The organism is Streptomyces sp. NPDC101490, assembly GCF_044767145.1.
Lineage (GTDB): Bacteria > Actinomycetota > Actinomycetes > Streptomycetales > Streptomycetaceae > Streptomyces.
Genome location: NZ_JBIWNI010000023.1, coordinates 81,986 through 99,402 on the forward strand (window position 1 = coordinate 81,986; position 17,417 = coordinate 99,402).

At 70.7% G+C, this 17,417-nt stretch carries 17 protein-coding genes; 8 read left to right on the forward strand and 9 right to left on the reverse strand.

Going from position 1 to position 17,417, the window contains the following annotated elements; translation table 11 throughout:
• The first annotated feature begins 1 nt into the window (after position 1).
• Together ACIRQY_RS29810 and ACIRQY_RS29815 are read left to right on the forward strand one after the other, a co-directional pair.
• Positions 2 to 1,009, forward strand: a complete 1,008-nt coding sequence (locus tag ACIRQY_RS29810) for a glycosyltransferase family 2 protein (protein WP_403930874.1) — start codon at positions 2 to 4, stop codon at positions 1,007 to 1,009.
• Positions 1,006 to 2,220, forward strand: a complete 1,215-nt coding sequence (locus ACIRQY_RS29815) for an endonuclease/exonuclease/phosphatase family protein (RefSeq protein ID WP_403930876.1) — start codon at positions 1,006 to 1,008, stop codon at positions 2,218 to 2,220. Before ACIRQY_RS29810 ends, ACIRQY_RS29815 begins: the two co-directional genes overlap by 4 nt.
• Positions 2,221 to 2,466: 246 nt before the next feature.
• Here the strand turns inward: ACIRQY_RS29815 and ACIRQY_RS29820 are convergent, their stop codons facing one another.
• From ACIRQY_RS29820 to ACIRQY_RS29835, 4 genes are all read right to left on the reverse strand, one after another.
• The gene (locus ACIRQY_RS29820) at positions 2,467 to 3,216 is read right to left on the reverse strand and encodes a BTAD domain-containing putative transcriptional regulator (protein ID WP_403930878.1); all 750 of its coding nucleotides are present in this window, start codon (positions 3,214 to 3,216) and stop codon (positions 2,467 to 2,469) included.
• A gap of 25 nt (positions 3,217 to 3,241) precedes the next feature.
• Positions 3,242 to 3,502 carry a hypothetical protein gene (locus ACIRQY_RS29825; RefSeq protein WP_351781753.1) on the reverse strand — a complete coding sequence of 87 codons (261 nt, stop codon included), beginning with the start codon at positions 3,500 to 3,502 and terminating at the stop codon, positions 3,242 to 3,244.
• Positions 3,503 to 3,575: 73 nt separating this feature from the next.
• The gene (locus tag ACIRQY_RS29830; protein ID WP_403930880.1) at positions 3,576 to 3,797 is read right to left on the reverse strand and encodes a hypothetical protein; all 222 of its coding nucleotides are present in this window, start codon (positions 3,795 to 3,797) and stop codon (positions 3,576 to 3,578) included.
• A gap of 455 nt (positions 3,798 to 4,252) precedes the next feature.
• A complete protein-coding gene (locus ACIRQY_RS29835) occupies positions 4,253 to 5,017 on the reverse strand; it encodes a GntR family transcriptional regulator (RefSeq protein ID WP_351782293.1) in 765 nt (254 codons plus the stop codon).
• A 284-nt stretch (positions 5,018 to 5,301) separates the two neighbouring features.
• Between ACIRQY_RS29835 and ACIRQY_RS29840 the strand changes: the two genes are divergently transcribed.
• The 4 genes from ACIRQY_RS29840 (at position 5,302) to ACIRQY_RS29855 (ending at position 10,158) form a co-directional block, all read left to right on the forward strand.
• Positions 5,302 to 6,600 (forward strand): extracellular solute-binding protein, encoded by a 1,299-nt coding sequence (locus tag ACIRQY_RS29840; protein ID WP_403930882.1) that lies wholly within the window; start codon positions 5,302 to 5,304, stop codon positions 6,598 to 6,600.
• Between the two features lie 137 nt (positions 6,601 to 6,737).
• Positions 6,738 to 7,760: a carbohydrate ABC transporter permease gene (locus ACIRQY_RS29845; RefSeq protein WP_403930884.1), complete on the forward strand. Its 1,023-nt coding sequence runs from the start codon at positions 6,738 to 6,740 to the stop codon at positions 7,758 to 7,760.
• A complete protein-coding gene (locus ACIRQY_RS29850; protein WP_403930886.1) occupies positions 7,757 to 8,623 on the forward strand; it encodes a carbohydrate ABC transporter permease in 867 nt (288 codons plus the stop codon). The genes ACIRQY_RS29845 and ACIRQY_RS29850 overlap by 4 nt, the downstream gene beginning before the upstream one ends.
• A gap of 8 nt (positions 8,624 to 8,631) precedes the next feature.
• Entirely contained in the window at positions 8,632 to 10,158 is a 1,527-nt protein-coding gene (locus ACIRQY_RS29855; protein WP_403930888.1) for a glycoside hydrolase family 3 protein, read from the forward strand.
• Between the two features lie 95 nt (positions 10,159 to 10,253).
• On the opposite strand, the gene nagB is transcribed toward ACIRQY_RS29855, so the two are convergent.
• The gene (gene nagB / locus ACIRQY_RS29860; protein WP_351781763.1) at positions 10,254 to 11,039 is read right to left on the reverse strand and encodes a glucosamine-6-phosphate deaminase; all 786 of its coding nucleotides are present in this window, start codon (positions 11,037 to 11,039) and stop codon (positions 10,254 to 10,256) included.
• A gap of 676 nt (positions 11,040 to 11,715) precedes the next feature.
• On the opposite strand from nagB, the gene ACIRQY_RS29865 reads away from it, so the two are divergent.
• On the forward strand, positions 11,716 to 13,182 hold the full coding sequence (locus tag ACIRQY_RS29865; RefSeq protein WP_351781765.1) for a histidine kinase N-terminal domain-containing protein: 1,467 nt from the start codon (positions 11,716 to 11,718) through the stop codon (positions 13,180 to 13,182).
• Positions 13,183 to 13,400: 218 nt separating this feature from the next.
• On the opposite strand, the gene ACIRQY_RS29870 is transcribed toward ACIRQY_RS29865, so the two are convergent.
• Positions 13,401 to 13,658: a WhiB family transcriptional regulator gene (locus ACIRQY_RS29870; RefSeq protein WP_003953983.1), complete on the reverse strand. Its 258-nt coding sequence runs from the start codon at positions 13,656 to 13,658 to the stop codon at positions 13,401 to 13,403.
• 318 nt (positions 13,659 to 13,976) lie between these two features.
• On the reverse strand, positions 13,977 to 14,945 hold the full coding sequence (locus ACIRQY_RS29875) for a diacylglycerol kinase family protein (protein ID WP_351781767.1): 969 nt from the start codon (positions 14,943 to 14,945) through the stop codon (positions 13,977 to 13,979).
• A gap of 107 nt (positions 14,946 to 15,052) precedes the next feature.
• Here ACIRQY_RS29875 and ACIRQY_RS29880 point away from each other — a divergent pair, with 107 nt between their 5' ends.
• Positions 15,053 to 15,469, forward strand: coding sequence for a hypothetical protein (locus ACIRQY_RS29880; RefSeq protein ID WP_351781770.1), 417 nt, complete (start codon positions 15,053 to 15,055; stop codon positions 15,467 to 15,469).
• 140 nt (positions 15,470 to 15,609) lie between these two features.
• On the opposite strand, the gene ACIRQY_RS29885 is transcribed toward ACIRQY_RS29880, so the two are convergent.
• Complete coding sequence (locus tag ACIRQY_RS29885; RefSeq protein WP_403930889.1) at positions 15,610 to 16,629, reverse strand: RNA polymerase sigma factor SigF; 1,020 nt, start codon at positions 16,627 to 16,629, stop codon at positions 15,610 to 15,612.
• Complete coding sequence (locus ACIRQY_RS29890; protein ID WP_351781772.1) at positions 16,626 to 17,039, reverse strand: anti-sigma regulatory factor; 414 nt, start codon at positions 17,037 to 17,039, stop codon at positions 16,626 to 16,628. The genes ACIRQY_RS29885 and ACIRQY_RS29890 overlap by 4 nt, the downstream gene beginning before the upstream one ends.
• Positions 17,040 to 17,417 lie beyond the last annotated feature (378 nt).

Genomic DNA, 17,417 nt, shown 5'->3' on the forward strand with positions numbered 1-17,417 from the left:
CATGTCCGCACCCCTCGTCTCGGTCGTCATCCCGATGTACAACGACCGGCCCACCATCGACCTCTGCCTGCGCTCCGTGCGCGAGCAGAGCTACCCCCACATCGAAGTGATCGTCGTCGACGACGCCAGCACCGACGGCTGCGCGGACATCGCCGCCACCCACCCCATCCAGCTCGTCCGCGTCAAGGAGAACGGCGGCCCCGGCTCCTCCCGCAACGCGGGCGTCCGCCGCTCCCGGGGCGAGATCGTCTTCTTCCTGGACGCCGACCTCACCATGCACCCGGAGGCCGTCGCGCAGGCCGTCGCGCTCTTCGACGAGAACCCCACGTACGGCGCGGTCTTCGGCATACCCGACAAGGAGCCGCTGTTCGAGGAAGGGCTGGTCGGCCAGTACCGCATCCTCCAGTACCACTACTGGCGCAAGAGCGCCGAAGGCCTGGTCAGCGGCGGTTTCTACGCCCTGGGGGCGGTCCGCAGGGCCGCCTTCATGGAGGCCGGCTGGTTCAACACGGCGCTGCGGCAGACCGAGGAGATCGACCACGCGGAGCGGCTGGCCGCCCGCTGGCCCATGCTGCTGACCTCCCGCATCAGGGGACGGCTCTCCGACGAGGACCGGATGCGGCCCCTGCTGCGGAAGGCCTTCGTCCGCAGCAGGCTGCGGGTGCCGTTCTACTTCGACCGGGGCCGCGCCATGCAGGGCATGGAGACCGGCGGCCGGGCCGTCGCCTCCGCGCTCGGCGGCCTCGCCGTCGCCGCCGTGCCGTTCGCGCTCCTCCACCCGGCCGCCCTGCTGGTCTCCCTGGCCGCGCTCCTCGGCTCCGTCGCCGCCGACTTCGGGCAGTACCGCTTCTCGCTCCGCGAGCGGGGCTTCTTCTTCACCGCCTTCTTCACCGGGGCCCACGCCCTGGTGAGCACGGCGGTCGTGACGGGCCTCGCGGCCGGTCTCGTGCAGTACGCGGCCAGTCGCCGCTTCCGGCACATGTACCAGCCGCAGGAGAGCCTGGCATGACCGCAGCGACCGCCCCGCCCGCCGACCCGATGGCCCCGGAACCGACGACGGAACCCCCTCATCAGGAGGTCCCCGGCCGTTCGCGCCGTATCGTCCGCCTTCTCAGGCTCTGGTACGGCAGGCTCCTCCTCGCCGTCGCGGTGCTGTGGTTGCTCTACGCCACGGTCCGTGTGCTGGCCAGCGCCCGCTGGCACTGGTCGCTCGTCCTCGAGATCGCGCCGCCGCTCTTCCTGCTCGCGATCCCGGCCGTCCTCCTCGTCGCGGGTGCCGCCGCGTGCGGGCGCCGCCGCCTCCTGACGACCGGAGTCTCCGGGCTCGCGCTCGCCCTGGCGCTCACCACCGGATCCGGTCTGAACTGGCCCGCCCTCTGGCGCGACCAGGGGCCGGTGCCGTCCGGCGCGTTGCGCGTGGTGTCACTGAACACCCAGTACTGGGGGAAGGCCGCGGGCACCGACCGCGTCTACGCCTATCTGCGCGAGCACCCCGCCGATGTGTATCTGCTCCAGGAGCACGTCGGCTGGACCGCCGGCCTCGGGGAGGCCGGTTACTGGCGGATCGACGACGACGAGGAGCTGCGGCGGCAGTTCCCCGGCTACCACATCGCACGGCGGGGCGAACTTCTCACGCTCTCGCGCTTTCCGGTCCTGGCACAGAGCACTGTGGGACTGCGCAGGCCCACGGCCCCGGGAGGGCGGCCCGACTTCGGCGAGGAGTTCCACCGGGAGAAGGTCCTCAGGACCGATCTGGCCGTCGGCGACAAGGTGCTCAGCACCTACAACGTGCACCTCACCGTGCCGATGGCGCTCGACAACCTGAACCCCTTCTCCGGGTTCGACTTCGACACCTACTTCCAACGCAAGTTCGCCTGGCGCGAGGCGGAGATGCGGGCCCTGGAGCGGGACCTGGCGGCCAACCCCCATCCCACCCTGATCGCCGGGGACTTCAACACCACGGCTGCGAGCCGGTCGCTGGACGGGCTGCGCGAGCTGTCCACGGACCTCACTCCGATCAGCACCGAGTTCCTGCCGTTGAGCTGGAAGTACGCGGCTCTGGGGGAGTTCGAATGGGACAGCGTGCTCAATCAGCGCCTGCCGTTCTTCCGCCTGGACTGGGCGTTCACGGCGGGCGGGGCGAAGGCACACCGGTACGCGTTCGTCCCGGCGGACGGGCTGTCCGAGCACCGGATGCAGGACCTGCGGATCACGCTCTGAACCCGGCCGTGACGCGGGAGGGCCAGCCGGGGACGGCCGGGCGGGGCGACGGGCGACCGGGCGACGGCTGGGCCGGGCGACGCTGGGCGACGCTGGGCGGGCGAGGGGCGAGGGGCGAGGGGCGAGGGGCGAGGGGCGAGGGGCGGCCGGGCGACGGGCGGCCGGGCGGTCAGCCGCTCTGGCGCCCAGCCGCTCATCAGACGCTCGGCCCCCAGCTCCAGCCCCCAGTGCCCAGCCCTCGGGAGTTCAGGCGCTCAGGCACTCGCCGAGCAGGATCGACCGCTCCAGGTCGCGCAGCCGGGGGCCGGGCTCGATGCCCAGCTCCTCGACGAGGGTCACCCGCACGCGCCGGTACGCGGCCAGCGCCTCGGCCGTCCGGCCCGCGAGGTGCAGGGCCAGCATGAGCTGCCCGTGCAACTGCTCCCGGAAGGGGTAGGTCGCCGTCAGCGCCAGCAGCTCGCCGATGACGTCCCCGTGGCGGCCGAGGGCGAGTTCCAGTTCGAGCCGCTCCTCGATCGCCCGGATGCGCAGCTCCTCCAGGCGCCGTATCCCGGGGTCCAGGGCCCGGCTCGTCTGCCCGGCGAGGACGGGCCCGTCCCACAGGGCGAGCGCGTTGCGCAGTTCCAGGACGGCCTCGGCCCGGCGTCCGCTCCCCGCGAGGAGCCGCGACCGCTCCATCCCGGACTCGAACACGGCCGCGTCGAGGTCGTGCGGTCCCAGGCGCAGGCGGTAGCCGTAGGAATGGGTCTCGATCGTCCCCGGCGCACCGGCGAGGGCGAAGGCGCGGCGCAGGGTGGAGACGCAGATGCGGATCTGGGTGCGGGCGCTGGCCGGAGGGCAGGAGCCCCAGACGGCCTCGACGAGACCGTCCACGGAGACGGCCCAGTCGGCTTCCAGCGCGAGGGCGGCCAGGACGGTCTGGGTCCGTCTGCCGCCCAGGGTCACGGGACGGTCGTCGACGGTGGCGCGGAGGGGGCCCAGGATATGGACGTACACGGCTGAATTCCCCGTTCGGAAGGGTTCACAGGAGTCTGCAGTCGGCGATGCCGTAGCCCTCGAACTCGGGCGAGCGCCCCAGCATCCGCAGACAGATGCCCAGAGCACGTCCGACGGCCTCGAGTTCGTCGTGGCAGTCGAGGCAGAGCGCGACCCGGACGGAGTACTCCGTCACCAGTGCGCGGGCGGTCTCGACGGGATCCGTCGGATCGAGGGCCCGGTACAGGGCCGCGAGTACGCCGCTGGGGCTGAGGCGTGCGGTGCCCGCCGCGGCGGCCGCGGACATCGAGATGCCGATGAGGAAGATGGCGGGTCCTGCGGTAGAGGGGGACGGTCTCGTGACGCGGTGGAGGCGCCGGTCAGCCCCACGAGAAGCCGTCGGAGGGGCTGGCGGACGGAGTCGGCAGACCGGTCGGCGCGGGAAGGGGGGCGGCGGCCGGGTCGGCGGCGGTCTGCGTCCGGGGGGCGCCGTCGGCCGGGGCGGCGGAGACGGACGGTCCGGCGGTGGCGAGGAGGGCGCCGGCGGCGACGAGCGGGGCGGCGACGGCGGTGAGGACGAGACGGCGGGCGGACGAGCGCATGGCGAGTACCCCTCTGACGGGTTCGGGATTCGGTGGAATGTGTCGATTGCCCCTCAGTGGGGCCCTTTCGACATGTTCAAGAATGCTCGAACGGGGGCGGACTGTCAGTGGTTCACGGGTGGCAGCAACCGCCCGGTCGTTTGGCGCCACCTCGGGGGTGGCTGCCGGGAGCGCCTCTGACCAGCGCGTTCATCGGGGGTGTCACGTTGCTGCCGTCCGGAAGGGGTCGGGGCGTGACAGGGACGGCACGGGTCGCCGGGGCGCCGGGAGGGCCCGGGGACGGGGAGGGCGGAGAGAGCAGGGAGAGCAGAGAGAGTGGGGAGAGCGGGGAGAGCAGGGAGAGCCTTGGGTGCGGCGACGACGCGCAGCGGGGCCCGCCGGGCCGGAACAGCAGAAGGGAGGGGGCCGCCGATGTCTCGGCGGCCCCCTCCCTCACGCGCGGGTGCGGCGTTAGCTCAGTCGTTGGGTCGCTTCAGGCGCGCCACGAACTTGTACCGGTCGCCGCGGTAGACCGACCGGACCCACTCCACCGGCTCGCCCTGGGCGTCCAGCGAGTGGCGGGAGAGCATCAGCATCGGCAGGCCGACGTCCGTGCCGAGCAGTCCGGCCTCGCGCGGGGTGGCGAGGGAGGTCTCGATGGTCTCCTCGGCCTCCGCGAGGCGCACGTCGTACACCTCGGCGAGGGCGGTGTACAAGGAGGTGTACTTCACAAGGGAGCGGCGCAGGGCGGGGAACCGCTTCGCGGAGAGATGGGTGGTTTCGATCGCCATCGGCTCACCGCTCGCGAGCCGCAGCCGCTCGATGCGGAGCACCCGTCCGCCGGCCGTGATGTCGAGCAGCCCCGCGAGGGTGTCGTCGGCAGTGACGTAACCGATGTCGAGGAGCTGCGAGGTCGGCTCCAGGCCCTGGGCGCGCATGTCCTCCGTGTAGGAGGTGAGTTGCAGGGCCTGGGAGACCTTGGGCTTGGCGACGAAGGTGCCCTTGCCCTGGATGCGCTCCAGGCGGCCCTCGACGACCAGCTCCTGGAGGGCCTGGCGCACGGTGGTGCGCGAGGTGTCGAACTCGGTGGCCAGCGTACGCTCGGGCGGGACCGGGGTGCCGGGCGGCAGGGTCTCCGTCATGTCGAGCAAATGCCGCTTCAGTCGGTAGTACTTGGGCACGCGCGCGGTACGGATCGGTGTCCCGTTCTCCGTCTCCGTGCTGCCCGCGTCCGTGGCCATGGCCTGCCTTCCCGACTCCTGTGCTGCTGCCGTCACCGGCTCCTCCGTCTGTCGCGGCTCACATGGTGGCACGGACCGGTCACGGGTCGTCGCCCTCCCTCAGGTGTCGGTCCGATAACGGACGCGACTGCCCTTCTTATACACCCTTGACACCCCTAAAGGTCTAGGCCAAGCTCCGGGTACTGGTCTAAACCATTAAAGACCAGGTCCCAGCCCCACGAGCACTACCCGACGTATGTCTTCGCGCGGTGGGCAGGGGTTGCAGCATCCCTGAGGAGGGTGGCGTGAAGCGCAAGCTCATCGCGGCGATCGGCGTCGCGGGCATGATGGTCTCCATCGCAGCGTGTGGCGGTTCCGACAGTGACAAGGGCAAGGACGGCGCCAAGCCGTCCGCCGGTGGCAACAAGACGCTGACCGTCTGGGTCATGGACGGCTCCGCGCCGGACGCCTGGATGGCCGACGTGAACAAGGCCTTCGAGGCCAAGCACCCGGGCGTCAAGGTCAAGGTCGAGAAGCAGATCTGGAACGGCATCCAGGAGAAGGTCACCACCGCCCTCTCCGAGGACAGCCCGCCGGACGTCCTGGAGCTCGGCAACACCCAGACCGCGGGCTACGCGGTCACCGGCGGTCTGGCCGACCTGTCCGGCGACAAGGCCAAGCTCGGCTACGACGCCTGGAACAAGGGCATGGTCGCCTCCAACGAGCTGGACGGCAAGCTCTACTCGGCTCCGTGGTACGCCGCCAACCGCGTCGTCGTCTACGACAAGGCCGCCTTCGCGAAGGCCAAGGTCACCCCGCCGAAGACCCGCGCCGAGTGGATCGACGGGCTGAAGAAGCTCAAGGCCGCCGACCCCAAGTCGCAGGCGATCTACCTGCCGGGTCAGTCCTGGTACGTCCTCGCCGGTCTCGTCTGGGACGAGGGCAGCGACCTGGCGGTCAAGGACGGCGACAAGTGGAAGGGCAACCTGTCCTCCCCCGAGGCCGCCAACGCCATGAACTTCTACAAGGAGCTGGCGTCCTACTCGACCGCTCCGAAGGACAAGGACGAGGCGACCCCGCAGCAGTCCACCGACATCATCCCCAAGGGTGGCGTGTCGTCCTGGATCGGTCTCGGCTGGGAGGCCGGCGGCGCGATCGACGCCATGAAGAAGGCCGGCAAGACCGCCGACTTCGGTTACTTCCCGATCCCGGGCAAGACGGCCGACAAGCCGGGCTCCGTCTTCCTCGGTGGCTCCAACCTCGCCATCTCCGAGCGCTCCCAGAACAAGGAGCTCGCGAAGGAGTGGCTGGCGCTCGCCGCCGGCAAGGACTTCATGACGAAGTACGCCGCCGCCACCTCGGGCGCGCTGCTTCCGAACAGCGACGCCGCGCAGTTCAAGCCGGCCGCCGGTTCCTTCGCCGAGGCCATGGCCGCCTCCTCCGTCTCCGGCAAGGTCACCCCGGTCACCCCGGGCTGGGCCAACGTCGAGACCGCCCCGAACCCGATCAAGGACTACATGACCAAGGTCCTGAAGGGCGAGGACGCCAAGAAGGCCGGCGAGGCCGCCGACAAGGTCATCAACGAGCGCATCAACCAGCAGTAACCCGTAGCCCGATGGTGCGGTCGGTACCGCACCGGCCGCACCATCGGCGCTTTGCAGTGATGCAGTGACCAGCGGCCCGCTCCCCCGGGCCGTGGCTCGGTGGGCGCGGGAGCCCCAGAACCGCGAGGAATAAGACCATGACCGTGGACTCCCAGGGGACGGCGACCGCCGGTTCCCAGGACGCGCCCGGGAGGGCGGCAGGGAAGTCTCAGACTCCGCCACCCCCTTCCGGCTCGAAGGAAGTCCTTCAGCCTCCGCGTGGCAGACGTTCCCTGCCCAGCGGGGTGCTGCCGTACCTGCTCGTCGCGCCCGCCCTGTTGTCGATGGCGGTGCTGCTGCTCTACCCGCTGATCCGCAATGTGATCCTCTCCTTCCAGCAGTTGAACCGGAAGGAATTCATCACCCGCGAGACGGTCTGGATCGGCTTCGACAACTACACCGAGCTCCTCGGTGACTCCGAGTTCTGGGGCGTCGCGCTCCGAAGCGTCGCCTTCACGGCCATCAACGTCCTCCTGATCATGGCGATCGGCACGGGCCTGGGCCTGCTCCTGAACCGCCTCGGCAAGAAGATGCGACTGGTCCTCTCGCTGGCCCTGATGTTCGCCTGGGCCATGCCGATCGTCGCCTCCGTGACCGTCTTCCGGTGGCTCTTCGACGAGCAGTTCGGTGTCGTCAACTGGGTCATGCGCACGCTCGGCTTCTCCGGCTACGAGCAGCACAACTGGTTCGAGACCGGCTTCGACGCCCTCGTCATCATCCTGATCCTGCTGGTCTGGGGATCGGTGCCGTTCGTCGCGCTCAACATGTACGCGGGCCTGACCACCATCGGCTCCGAGCTGTACGAGGCCGCGAAGATGGACGGCGCCAGCGGCTGGCGCACCTTCTGGGCCGTGGTCTTCCCGAACCTGAAGTCCTTCTTCATGATCACCACGTTCCTGGAGATCATCTGGATCTTCAAGGCGTTCGCCCAGGTGTACGCCATGAACCAGGGCGGCCCCGACCGAGGCTCCGAGACCCTCCCGGTCTACGCCTACATCGAGGGCGTCGGACAGTTCCACTACGGCGTCGCCGCCGCCATCTCCATCCTGACGATCGTGATGCTCATCGCGGTCATGTCCTTCTACTTCCGCCTGATCCTGAAGGAGGAGGAGGAGCTGTGAGCACCACCACCCCGACTCCGCAGAAGCTGCGCACCAGGAAGCCGGTCACGGTCGGCGCGGTCGTGAAGAACGTCAGCGCCCTCGTCATCGCGGTGGTGTTCGTCTTCCCGGTCTACTGGATGTTCTCGTCCTCGCTGAAGCCGCAGCACGAGATCATGACCAAGGACCCCGTCTTCGTCTTCACGCCGACGCTGGAGAACTACACGACGGCGACCGGTGTCGACCTCTTCTGGACGTACGTCACCAACAGCCTCATGGTCACCATCGGTGCCGTGCTGCTCGCCCTGCTCGTCGCCCTGGCCGCGAGCTTCGCGATAGCCCGCCTCAGGTTCAAGGGGCGCAAGGGGATCGTCCTCATCGTGATGATGGCGCAGATGGCCCCCTGGGAGGTCATGGTCATCGCGATGTACATGATCTCCCGTGAGAACGACATGCTGAACAGCATCCCGATGCTCACGCTCATCTACTTCGTGATGGTCCTCCCCTTCACGATCTGGACCCTGCGCGGCTTCATCGCCGCCGTCCCGGTCGAACTGGAGGAGGCGGCCCAGATCGACGGCTGCACCCGCGGCCAGGCGTTCCGCAAGGTGATCTTCCCGCTGCTCGCCCCCGGCCTGATGTCGACCTCGCTCTTCGGCTTCATCACCGCCTGGAACGAGTTCGCGATGATCCTCATGCTGAACAAGGACAAGGAGTCGCAGACGCTGACGCTCTGGCTGACCCAGTTCCAGACCGCGTTCGGCAGCGACTGGGGCGCCACCATGGCCGCCTCGACGCTCTTCGCACTGCCCGTGCTCATCGTCTTCCTCTTCCTCCAGCGCAAGGCCGTCGGCGGCATGACCGCCGGCGCGGTGAAGGGATAACGGCTCCCATGACCACACTCGTACACGGCACCGACACGCTGACCCGTGACGCGCTCACGGTGCTCCAGCCCGGTTTCGTCGGCACCACCGCCCCCGACTGGCTGCTCCGCCGCATTGGCGAGGGACTGTCCTCCGTCGGCCTCTTCGGCCGGAACGTCGTCAGCCCCGAGCAGCTCGCCGCGCTCACCGCGCAGCTGCGGGCCGAGCGGGACGACGTCCTCGTCGCCATCGACGAGGAGGGCGGCGACGTCACGCGCCTGGAGGTCAAGCAGGGCTCCTCGTTCCCCGGCAACTACGCGCTGGGCAGCGTGGACGACGTCGAGCTGACCCGGGCCGTGGCCCGTGAGCTCGGCAGCAGGCTGGCCCGCTGCGGCATCGACCTGAACTGGGCGCCCTCCGCCGACGTCAACTCCAACGCCGAGAACCCGGTCATCGGCGTCCGGTCCTTCGGGCCGGACCCGGACCTGGTCGCCCGGCACACCGTGGCGTACGTCGACGGCCTCCAGGGCGTCGGGGTCGCGGCCTGCACCAAGCACTTCCCCGGGCACGGCGACACCAACGTCGACTCGCACGACGCGCTGCCCCGGATCGACGTGGACCTCGCCACCCTGCACGCCCGTGAGCTGGTGCCCTTCCGCGCGGCCATCGCCGCGGACACCAAAGCGGTCATGAGCGCGCACATCCTTCTCTCCGTGCTCGACCCGCACCGTCCGGCCACCCTGAGCCCGCAGATCCTCACCGGTCTGCTCCGCCAGGAGCTGGGCTACCAGGGCCTGATCGTCACCGACGGCATGGAGATGCAGGCCGTCGCGGCGACCTACGGCATCGAGCGCGGCTCCGTCCTCGCCATCGCCGCGGGCGCCGACGCCATCTGCGTCGGCGGCGGCCTGTGCGACGAGGGGACCGTACTGCAGCTGCGCGACGCGCTGGTGAACGCGGTACGGACCGGTGAACTGCCCGAGGAGCGGCTGGCCGACGCCGCGGCGCGCGTGCGCGCCCTGGCGGCCTGGACCCAGTCCCACCGGGCCAGGGGGGCCGAATCGGCGTCGGGCGCGGCAGTGCAGGAGGGGACCGCGCCCGGCGCCGACATCGGACTCGTCGCCGCCCGCCGGGCCCTGAAGGTGACCCGGGGCAAGGAGCCGCACACGCCGCTGACCAGCGCCCCCTACGTGGCCGCCTTCACTCCCGTCGCGAACTTCGCGGTGGGCGACGAGACGCCCTGGGGCATCGCGGCGGAGCTGGACCGGCTGCTGCCCGGCACGGAGACCGGCTCGTACGCCGACGACTCCTCCGTGGACGCCGTCCTCGCCGCCGCGGGGGAGCGGCGGGTCGTGGCGGTCGTCCGTGACGTCCACCGGCACCCGTGGATGGGCCAGGCCCTGGACGCGCTCGTCGCGGCCCGCCCCGACACCGTCGTGGTGGAGATGGGCCTGAACGAGGCGGAGCCCCGCGGGGCCCTGCACATCGCCACCCACGGCGCGGCCCGGGTCTGCGGTCGCGCGGCCGCGGAGGCCGTCGCCGGAACCGGCGCCTGACAGCCGCTCCGGCAGTACGCGAAGGGCCCGGCACCGAGAGGTGCCGGGCCCTTCGCCGTGACCGGGCGGCCGACCGCCGCCGGGTCACGGGCGGCTCAGATGCCCTGCCAGGCGGGCTTGTTGACGAAGGCGTGACGGAAGTAGTCCGCGAGCTTCAGCTTGGAGGCGGCGGCCTCGTCCACCACGACCGTGGCGTGCGGGTGCAGCTGGAGCGCGGAGGCGGGCACGAGCGCCGCCACGGGCCCCTCGACGGTCTGCGCCACGGCCTCGGCCTTGCCCTCGCCGGTGGCCAGCAGCACCAGGTGGCGGGCCTCCAGGATGGTGCCGATGCCCTGGGTGATGACGTGGTGCGGCACCTGCTCGATGTCGTCGTCGAAGAAGCGGGCGTTGTCCACGCGGGTCTGCTCGGTGAGCGTCTTGATCCGGGTGCGGGAGGCGAGCGAGGAGCACGGCTCGTTGAAGCCGATGTGCCCGTCGGTGCCGATGCCGAGGATCTGGAGGTCCACGCCACCGGCCTCGGCCAGCGCCTTGTCGTAGGCCTCACAGGCGGCCAGGACGTCCTCGGCGGAGCCGTCGGGGCCCATGAAGGCGTCCTCGGGGAGCCCGAGCGGCTCGACGACCTGGCGCAGCACCGTGGAGCGGTACGACTCCGGGTGGCCCGAGGGCAGCCCGACGTACTCGTCCAGCTGGGCGATCCGGGCCCGGGAGGCGTCGACCGCACCGGCCCGGACCTGGGCGGTCAGGGCGTCGTAGATGGGCAGCGGAGTCGAGCCCGTGGCCACGCCGAGCAGCGCGTCGGGCTTGCGGCGCAGGAGGCCGGCGATGCCGTCCGCGATGAGTTCCCCGCCCGCCTTGGCGTCCTTGACGATGACAACTTCCACGCTGTGCCTGCCGATCTGGTGAGGGGCTGGTGAGGGACCGTGTGGTATAGACCAATCTAAGGACAAATCTAGCAGAGGAGGGGCCTTCCCCTCGTGCCGTTCCGCCCCCCGGACGCCCCCGCCGTCCATCGTCGGACGCCGCGCTCCCCCCGGCCACTCGAACCCCGGGGGCCGCGCGGGAGGCACCCGCAGGGGCAGCGGTGAGGGTAGGGGCCAGGGGGCCCCGTAAGGGCCGGGGAGAGCGCCGCCGGGGCCCCTGAGGCTTCTCCGGGGCCCTGTGGTCCGGGGGGCCGATCCTCCCGCCGCCCCGACTCCTGGGGCCCGTCCGTCCGTCCGCCCGGCCAGCGGCCCCGGAAACACCCGCGGGCCGCGGCGCCCGACGGGACCCTCAGCCCGTCCGGCACCGCAGCCCGGAGTTTGCTCCGGCCGGGGGTGTGCGGTCCCTCGGCCGTCGTGGGAGGTCTCGGCGCAGTCAGGGCAGAGAGCGCCGGGTACCTCGTTCCGTCCTCCTGTGCGGGGAGGCCGGAGGCTCTGATGCGTTCATTGTGGACTAGACCATTCTTGTCTGTCCATCCACAGGAGCGCGGTCTTTCCCGGTCCATCCTCCAGCACGGGGCCCGGGAGATCCAGGTTCACCGCCCGTTTCCTCCACGGGTACGCTCGCACCGTGCCCTCCATGAACGACCTCGTGCGCCAGCACACCGCCCTGAGCGACTCCGACCTCGAGTGGCTCCACCTGCTGGTGTCGGAGTGGCAGCTGCTCTCCGACCTCTCCTTCGCCGACCTCGTCCTGTGGGTGCCCACCCTCGACGGCACGCGGTACGTCTCCGTCGCCCAGATGCGGCCGAACACCGGCCCCACCTCCTATCAGGACGACATGGTCGGACATCTGGTGCCGCGCGGCCGGCGCCCGCTCCTCGACGCCGCCCTCGACGAGGGCCGGATCGTCCGCGAGGGCGACCCGGAGTGGCGCGAGGAGGTGCCCGTCAGGGTCGAGTCCATCCCGGTCCGCAGGGAGGGCCGGGTCCTCGGCGTCATCGCCCGCAACACCAATCTGCTCACCGTCCGCACCCCCTCCCGGCTGGAGCTGACCTACCTCCAGTCGGCCTCCGACCTCGCGCAGATGATCGCCGCCGGGACCTTCCCCTTCCCCGGCGAGCAGGTCGACATGGACTCCTCGCCCCGGGCGGGCGACGGACTCGTCCGCATGGACGCCGAGGGCATCGTCCAGTACGCCTCGCCCAACGCGCTCTCCGCGTACCACCGGCTCGGCCTCGCCGCCGACCTGGTCGGCCAGCACCTCGGCCAGATCACGGCCGAACTGGCCCCGTCCCGGGGCCCGGTGGACGAGGCGCTGGTCACGCTCGCCTCCGGGTACGCGCCGCGCGAGTTCGAGGTCGAGGGCAACGGCGGGGTGATCCAGCTGCGGGCCATCCCGCTCAAGCCCAAGGGCACCCGGATCGGTTCGCTGGTCCTCCTCCGGGACGTCACCGAACTGCGCCGCCGCGAGCGCGAGTTGATCACCAAGGACGCCACCATCCGGGAGATCCACCACCGGGTGAAGAACAACCTCCAGACGGTGGCGGCCCTGTTGCGCCTCCAGTCGCGGCGGATGGACTCGGCCCAGGGCCGCGAGGCCCTCGACGAGGCCGTGCGGCGCGTCGGCTCGATCGCGATCGTCCATGAGACGCTGTCTCAGAACCTGGACGAGCGCGTCGAGTTCGACGAGATCGCCGACCGGGTGATCGCGATGGTCGCCGAGATCTCCCCGGGCCCGATCAGCTGTCGGCGCACCGGCCGTTTCGGCATTCTCGACGCCGAGGTGGCGACCCCGCTCTCCATGGTCCTCACCGAGATCCTGCAGAACGCCCTGGAGCACGCGTTCGCTCCCGGCGACGAGGGCGCCGTCGAAGTCACCGCCGTACGGGGTGAGTCCAGGGCCGACGCCCGGCTTCTGATCACCGTTCAGGACGACGGCCGGGGACTGCCCGAGGGATTCGATCCCAAGCGCGCCGGAAATCTCGGACTGCAGATCGTACGGACCCTGGTGGAAGGGGAGTTGGGCGGTTCCTTCGACATGCTGCCGGGTTCCGTTCGGGGCACGAAGGTCGTTCTGGACATTCCCGTGCGCTCGCAGAAGTGAGACGACCGCTCAAGTGACCGCCCGTGACGGAGAGTTCTGTCACGGGCGGTGAAGTTCTGGTCACCGAAAACCGGTCGGTGAAAAGCAGCGAGCCCCGGACCGAAGTGAATTCGGTCCGGGGCTCGAATGCTGTGTGGGTTAATGCTGCGCGCTGCGGCTCAAGTGCGGTGAATGCATACGCGATGTATGCGCCGCTCGCCTCAGGCTGTCGGTGGGCGTCAGGCGCTGGCGTTACGCGCCCGGTTGCGAGCGGCACGGCGCTTCATCGCGCGGCGCTCGTCCTCGCTGAGGCCACCCCAGACGCCGGAGTCCTGGCCGGACTCGAGCGCCCACTGCAGGCACTGCTCCATGACGGGGCAGCGGCGGCAGACGGCCTTGGCTTCCTCGATCTGCAGCAGCGCAGGACCGGTGTTGCCGATGGGGAAGAACAGCTCCGGGTCTTCCTCACGACAAACGGCGTTGTGACGCCAGTCCATGGCTGCTACCTCTCTTGGTATTACGTGCGGGTTGCTTGTGAATGTGAACGCTTTCACGAATCCCCCCGCAAGGGAAGGGCCGACTGCCAGGTGAACTGGTGTGGTCCTAAGACTTGAGGAGGGGTTCTGGCTCTCAGTGGAGGCTGGTGTTGCGGGCCGTCCCGATCGCCAAGAAGAGACTCGCAAACCTCGGCAGCGGATACAACCCCTTCCGGAAAGTTTTTTTTGATTCCTCGGTGTCGGCTAGGTCACAGCCGTACTTCTAAGGGGTGGATGCGCGCCTAAACGTTCGAGTGAAAGGACTTTGGGCCCTTCCACTCACACAATCACACGCAGTGCATTGCGTACGCCTGTGAACGTCACGCTCGTACGCAGTCCCAGGTGGTCTCCGTCCATCTGGAGAGGGAGCGGGACCTTCGAATGCAAGGTGAAGTCGGTGAGGTCGTGCAGCGTCACGGCGTGCTTGCCGCGAGGGCCCCGTTCCGGGGTCGAAGTGAGCAGCTGGGTGGCGTACCGGGCCACCGCCGGAGTGGACAGACGGTGCAGCCCGAGCACGTCGAGCGCGGTTTCGAAGGAAGCCTCCGGGGACGCGTACACCGGACGATTGCCCAGGTAGGTCCAGGGGGAGGTGTTGCAGATTATGGAGAGGACCAGATCCTCGACCGGCTCCGCGCCGGGGCGTTCCAGGGTGATCGTCCCGTGCCTGCGGTTCGGCTCCTCCAGGAACTGCCGCAGCACCTGGCGGATGTAGAGAGCGTGCGTCGATCTCTTTCCGCGTTCCCGCTGCTGTTCGACCCGGCCGATGACGCTCGCGTCGAATCCGAGGCCGGCGCAGAAGGTGAACCAGCGGGAGGGGACGGACTCGTCGTCCGTGCCGGGCGTTCCCGAGGCGAGCCCGAGGCTCACCGTCCGTGCGCGTCGTTCACGCAGCGCGTCCAGCAGCGCGCCGGTCGCCTCCACGGCGTCGTTCGGCAGTCCGAGGGCGCGGGCGAAGACGTTCGTCGAGCCGCCGGGGACGACCGCGAGGCTCGGGAGCCGGTCCGGATCGGGCCCGCCGTGCAGCAGTCCGTTGACGACCTCGTTCACCGTGCCGTCGCCGCCGAGCGCCACCACGAGGTCGATGTTCCCGGAGTCGGCGGCCCGTCTGCCCAGGTCGCGCGCGTGCCCCCGGTACTCGGTGCTGATCGCCTCCAGCTTCATCTCGCTCGCGAGCGCGTGGATGAGTACGTCACGGGTGCGGGCACTGGTGGTGGTGGCTGCCGGATTGACCACGAGAAGTGCGCGCATGAGCGCCAGGGTACCTACTCGGCGGTACCGGTCCCAGCCCGGCCCGATCCGTGGACGCCCTCGCCCGGTCGCCGCCGCCCGGTGGCGACCCCGCTACCCTGCCCTGTATGAGCAGCACGGAGCAGACCCCCCGACCTCCCCGCGTCACCGCCGCCGCGGCCGTGGCAGGCGCCGAGGGCGTCGGGCTCGTCGGCGGGGGCGTCTTCCTGCTGGCGCACGCCCTGACCTCGGACTCCGGCGACCTGCCCGGCGGCATCGTGGGCGCCCTGACCGTCGTCGCGCTCGGCCTGATCCCGCTCGTCGCGGCCCGTGGGCTGTGGCTGCTCCGGTCCTGGAGCCGGGGCCCGGCCGTGATCACCCAGCTCCTCGCCCTGCCGGTCGCCTGGCAGATGCTCCAGACCCCGGGAGTGATCCCGGCCGGGATCGTCGTCGCCGCCCTGGCCGTCACCGGTCTGGTCCTCCTGGTGAGCCGGTCCACCACCGCGTCGCTCGGCATCCGCCGCCCCGGCCAGGACACCGCCTAGCTTCCCGGCGGCCAGACCAACGGGGCGCCCGGGGTCCGGCATCGGGACGCGCTACCCGACGGAGCCGTCGGACCCGGCGCGCCCGCCGGGCCCTGCCGTCGGTGTGCGGCCCCGCCCGGTGAGTGGGAGCCGACCCCGTTCTACTCCTCCACCAGAAGCTTCTCCCGCAGTTGTGCCAGGGTCCGCGCGAGCAGCCGGGAGACGTGCATCTGGGAGATGCCGACCTCCTGCGCGATCTGCGACTGGGTCATGTTGCCGAAGAAGCGCAGCAGCAGGATCCGCTTCTCCCGAGGGGGCAGGTCCTCCAGGAGCGGCTTGAGGGACTCCCGGTACTCGACCCCCTCCAGGGCCTCGTCCTCCGAACCGAGGGTGTCCGCGACCGCGGGCGACTCGTCGTCCGTGTCGGGCACGTCCAGGGAGAGCGTCGAGTAGGCGTTCGCCGACTCCAGGCCCTCCAGGACCTCCTCCTCCGAGATCCCCAGCCGCTCCGCCAGCTCGTGCACGGTCGGCGAGCGGCCGTGCTGCTGGGAGAGCTCCGCGGTCGCCGTGGTCAGCGAGAGCCGCAGCTCCTGGAGGCGGCGCGGCACCCGGACCGCCCAGCCCTTGTCGCGGAAGTGCCGCTTGATCTCGCCGACGACCGTCGGGGTCGCGTACGTGGAGAACTCCACACCGCGCTCCGGGTCGAACCGGTCGACCGACTTGATCAGGCCGATCGTGGCCACTTGTGTCAGGTCGTCCAGCGGCTCGCCCCGGTTGCGGAAGCGCCGGGCCAGGTGTTCCACCAGCGGCAGGTGCATCCGGACCAGCCGGTTGCGCAGCTCCGCCTTCTCGGGGGAGCCCTCCGGCAGCTCGCGCAGGGTGACGAAGAGGGCGCGGGCGCCGCTCCGGTCGTGCCGGTCCCGGGCGGCGGGGGCGCCGGAGCCGTCGGCGTCGTCGCCCTCCCCGGCGTCGTCACCGTCCTCCGTCTTCTCCGCCGGGGTGCCCGTCTCCCGCGCCGGTTCCGCGTCCGCGGGGGCCCGCGGGACCTCGGAGGCGCCCGGTGTCTCGGGAACCTCGTGGTGCTGCTCGTGCTCGCTCATCTGGTCCGCCCGCTCCGTAGCGACCTCATGCGGCCGCGCCTGCTGCTCAGGGATGCCGGCCGTCGCGTCCCCGCTCCTCACGCCGGGCCTGGCCCCGCGCCGCGCTGTTTGTAGAGGCTGATCGAGACCGTGCGGTCCTCCGCCACCGACGACTCCACCTTCCCGGCCAGTGCCGAGAGCACCGTCCAGGCGAAGGTGTCCCGTTCGGGCGCGCGGCCGTCCGTCGTCGGGGCGGAGACCGTCACGTCGAGGGCGTCGTCGACCAGCCGGAAGACACAGCTGAGGACGGACCCCGGCACGGCCTGCTGGAGCAGGATGGCGCAGGCCTCGTCGACCGCGATCCGCAAGTCCTCGATCTCGTCGAGGGTGAAGTCCAAGCGCGCCGCGAGACCGGCCGTGGCCGTACGCAGCACGGACAGATAGGCACCCGCAGCGGGCAGCCGGACTTCCACGAAGTCCTGGGTCCCGGGTTCGCCTGTGATCTGGGACACCCTCACCTCCAAGGTGGCACAAGCTCATTCGGGGTCCGGGGAAAAGGGCCCCCGAACCGGGCGGTACGCAGGGGCTGCGCAGTCCGCCGTGACGCTATCGCGATCCGTCCCGCCGTGTCGCCGTGAGCCCCGCCTCCCCCTGTGGCCGGTCATCACCCATGGTAGGCCCATGGGTGCGGACGGTGGGCGGAGGCCTGTGGAAAACCGGAAACGGGCGACCGGCGGAGGGGTGACGTACCCAGCCCGGAGCCGGGTGAACCTTCGGACACCGGAATCACCGGAGGCCGTACGACCCCGATCCGGGGCTGTACGGCTCCGGTCCAGGGCCGTGCGCGTCGGGTCGGGTCGCGCCGGGATGGACCGGCCCGGACCGGCCAG

Excerpts from the sequence above, each read along its gene's own strand:
- ACIRQY_RS29810 (WP_403930874.1), top strand. The coding sequence starts at position 2 with ATGTCCGCACCCCTCGTCTCGGTCGTCATCCCGATGTACAACGACCGG.
- ACIRQY_RS29815 (WP_403930876.1), top strand. The coding sequence starts at position 1,006 with ATGACCGCAGCGACCGCCCCGCCCGCCGACCCGATGGCCCCGGAACCG.
- ACIRQY_RS29825 (WP_351781753.1), bottom strand. The coding sequence starts at position 3,502 with ATGTCCGCGGCCGCCGCGGCGGGCACCGCACGCCTCAGCCCCAGCGGC.
- ACIRQY_RS29830 (WP_403930880.1), bottom strand. The coding sequence starts at position 3,797 with ATGCGCTCGTCCGCCCGCCGTCTCGTCCTCACCGCCGTCGCCGCCCCG.
- ACIRQY_RS29835 (WP_351782293.1), bottom strand. The coding sequence starts at position 5,017 with ATGGCCACGGACGCGGGCAGCACGGAGACGGAGAACGGGACACCGATC.
- ACIRQY_RS29845 (WP_403930884.1), top strand. The coding sequence starts at position 6,738 with ATGACCGTGGACTCCCAGGGGACGGCGACCGCCGGTTCCCAGGACGCG.
- ACIRQY_RS29855 (WP_403930888.1), top strand. The coding sequence starts at position 8,632 with ATGACCACACTCGTACACGGCACCGACACGCTGACCCGTGACGCGCTC.
- ACIRQY_RS29865 (WP_351781765.1), top strand. The coding sequence starts at position 11,716 with ATGAACGACCTCGTGCGCCAGCACACCGCCCTGAGCGACTCCGACCTC.
- ACIRQY_RS29870 (WP_003953983.1), bottom strand. The coding sequence starts at position 13,658 with ATGGACTGGCGTCACAACGCCGTTTGTCGTGAGGAAGACCCGGAGCTG.
- ACIRQY_RS29875 (WP_351781767.1), bottom strand. The coding sequence starts at position 14,945 with ATGCGCGCACTTCTCGTGGTCAATCCGGCAGCCACCACCACCAGTGCC.
- ACIRQY_RS29880 (WP_351781770.1), top strand. The coding sequence starts at position 15,053 with ATGAGCAGCACGGAGCAGACCCCCCGACCTCCCCGCGTCACCGCCGCC.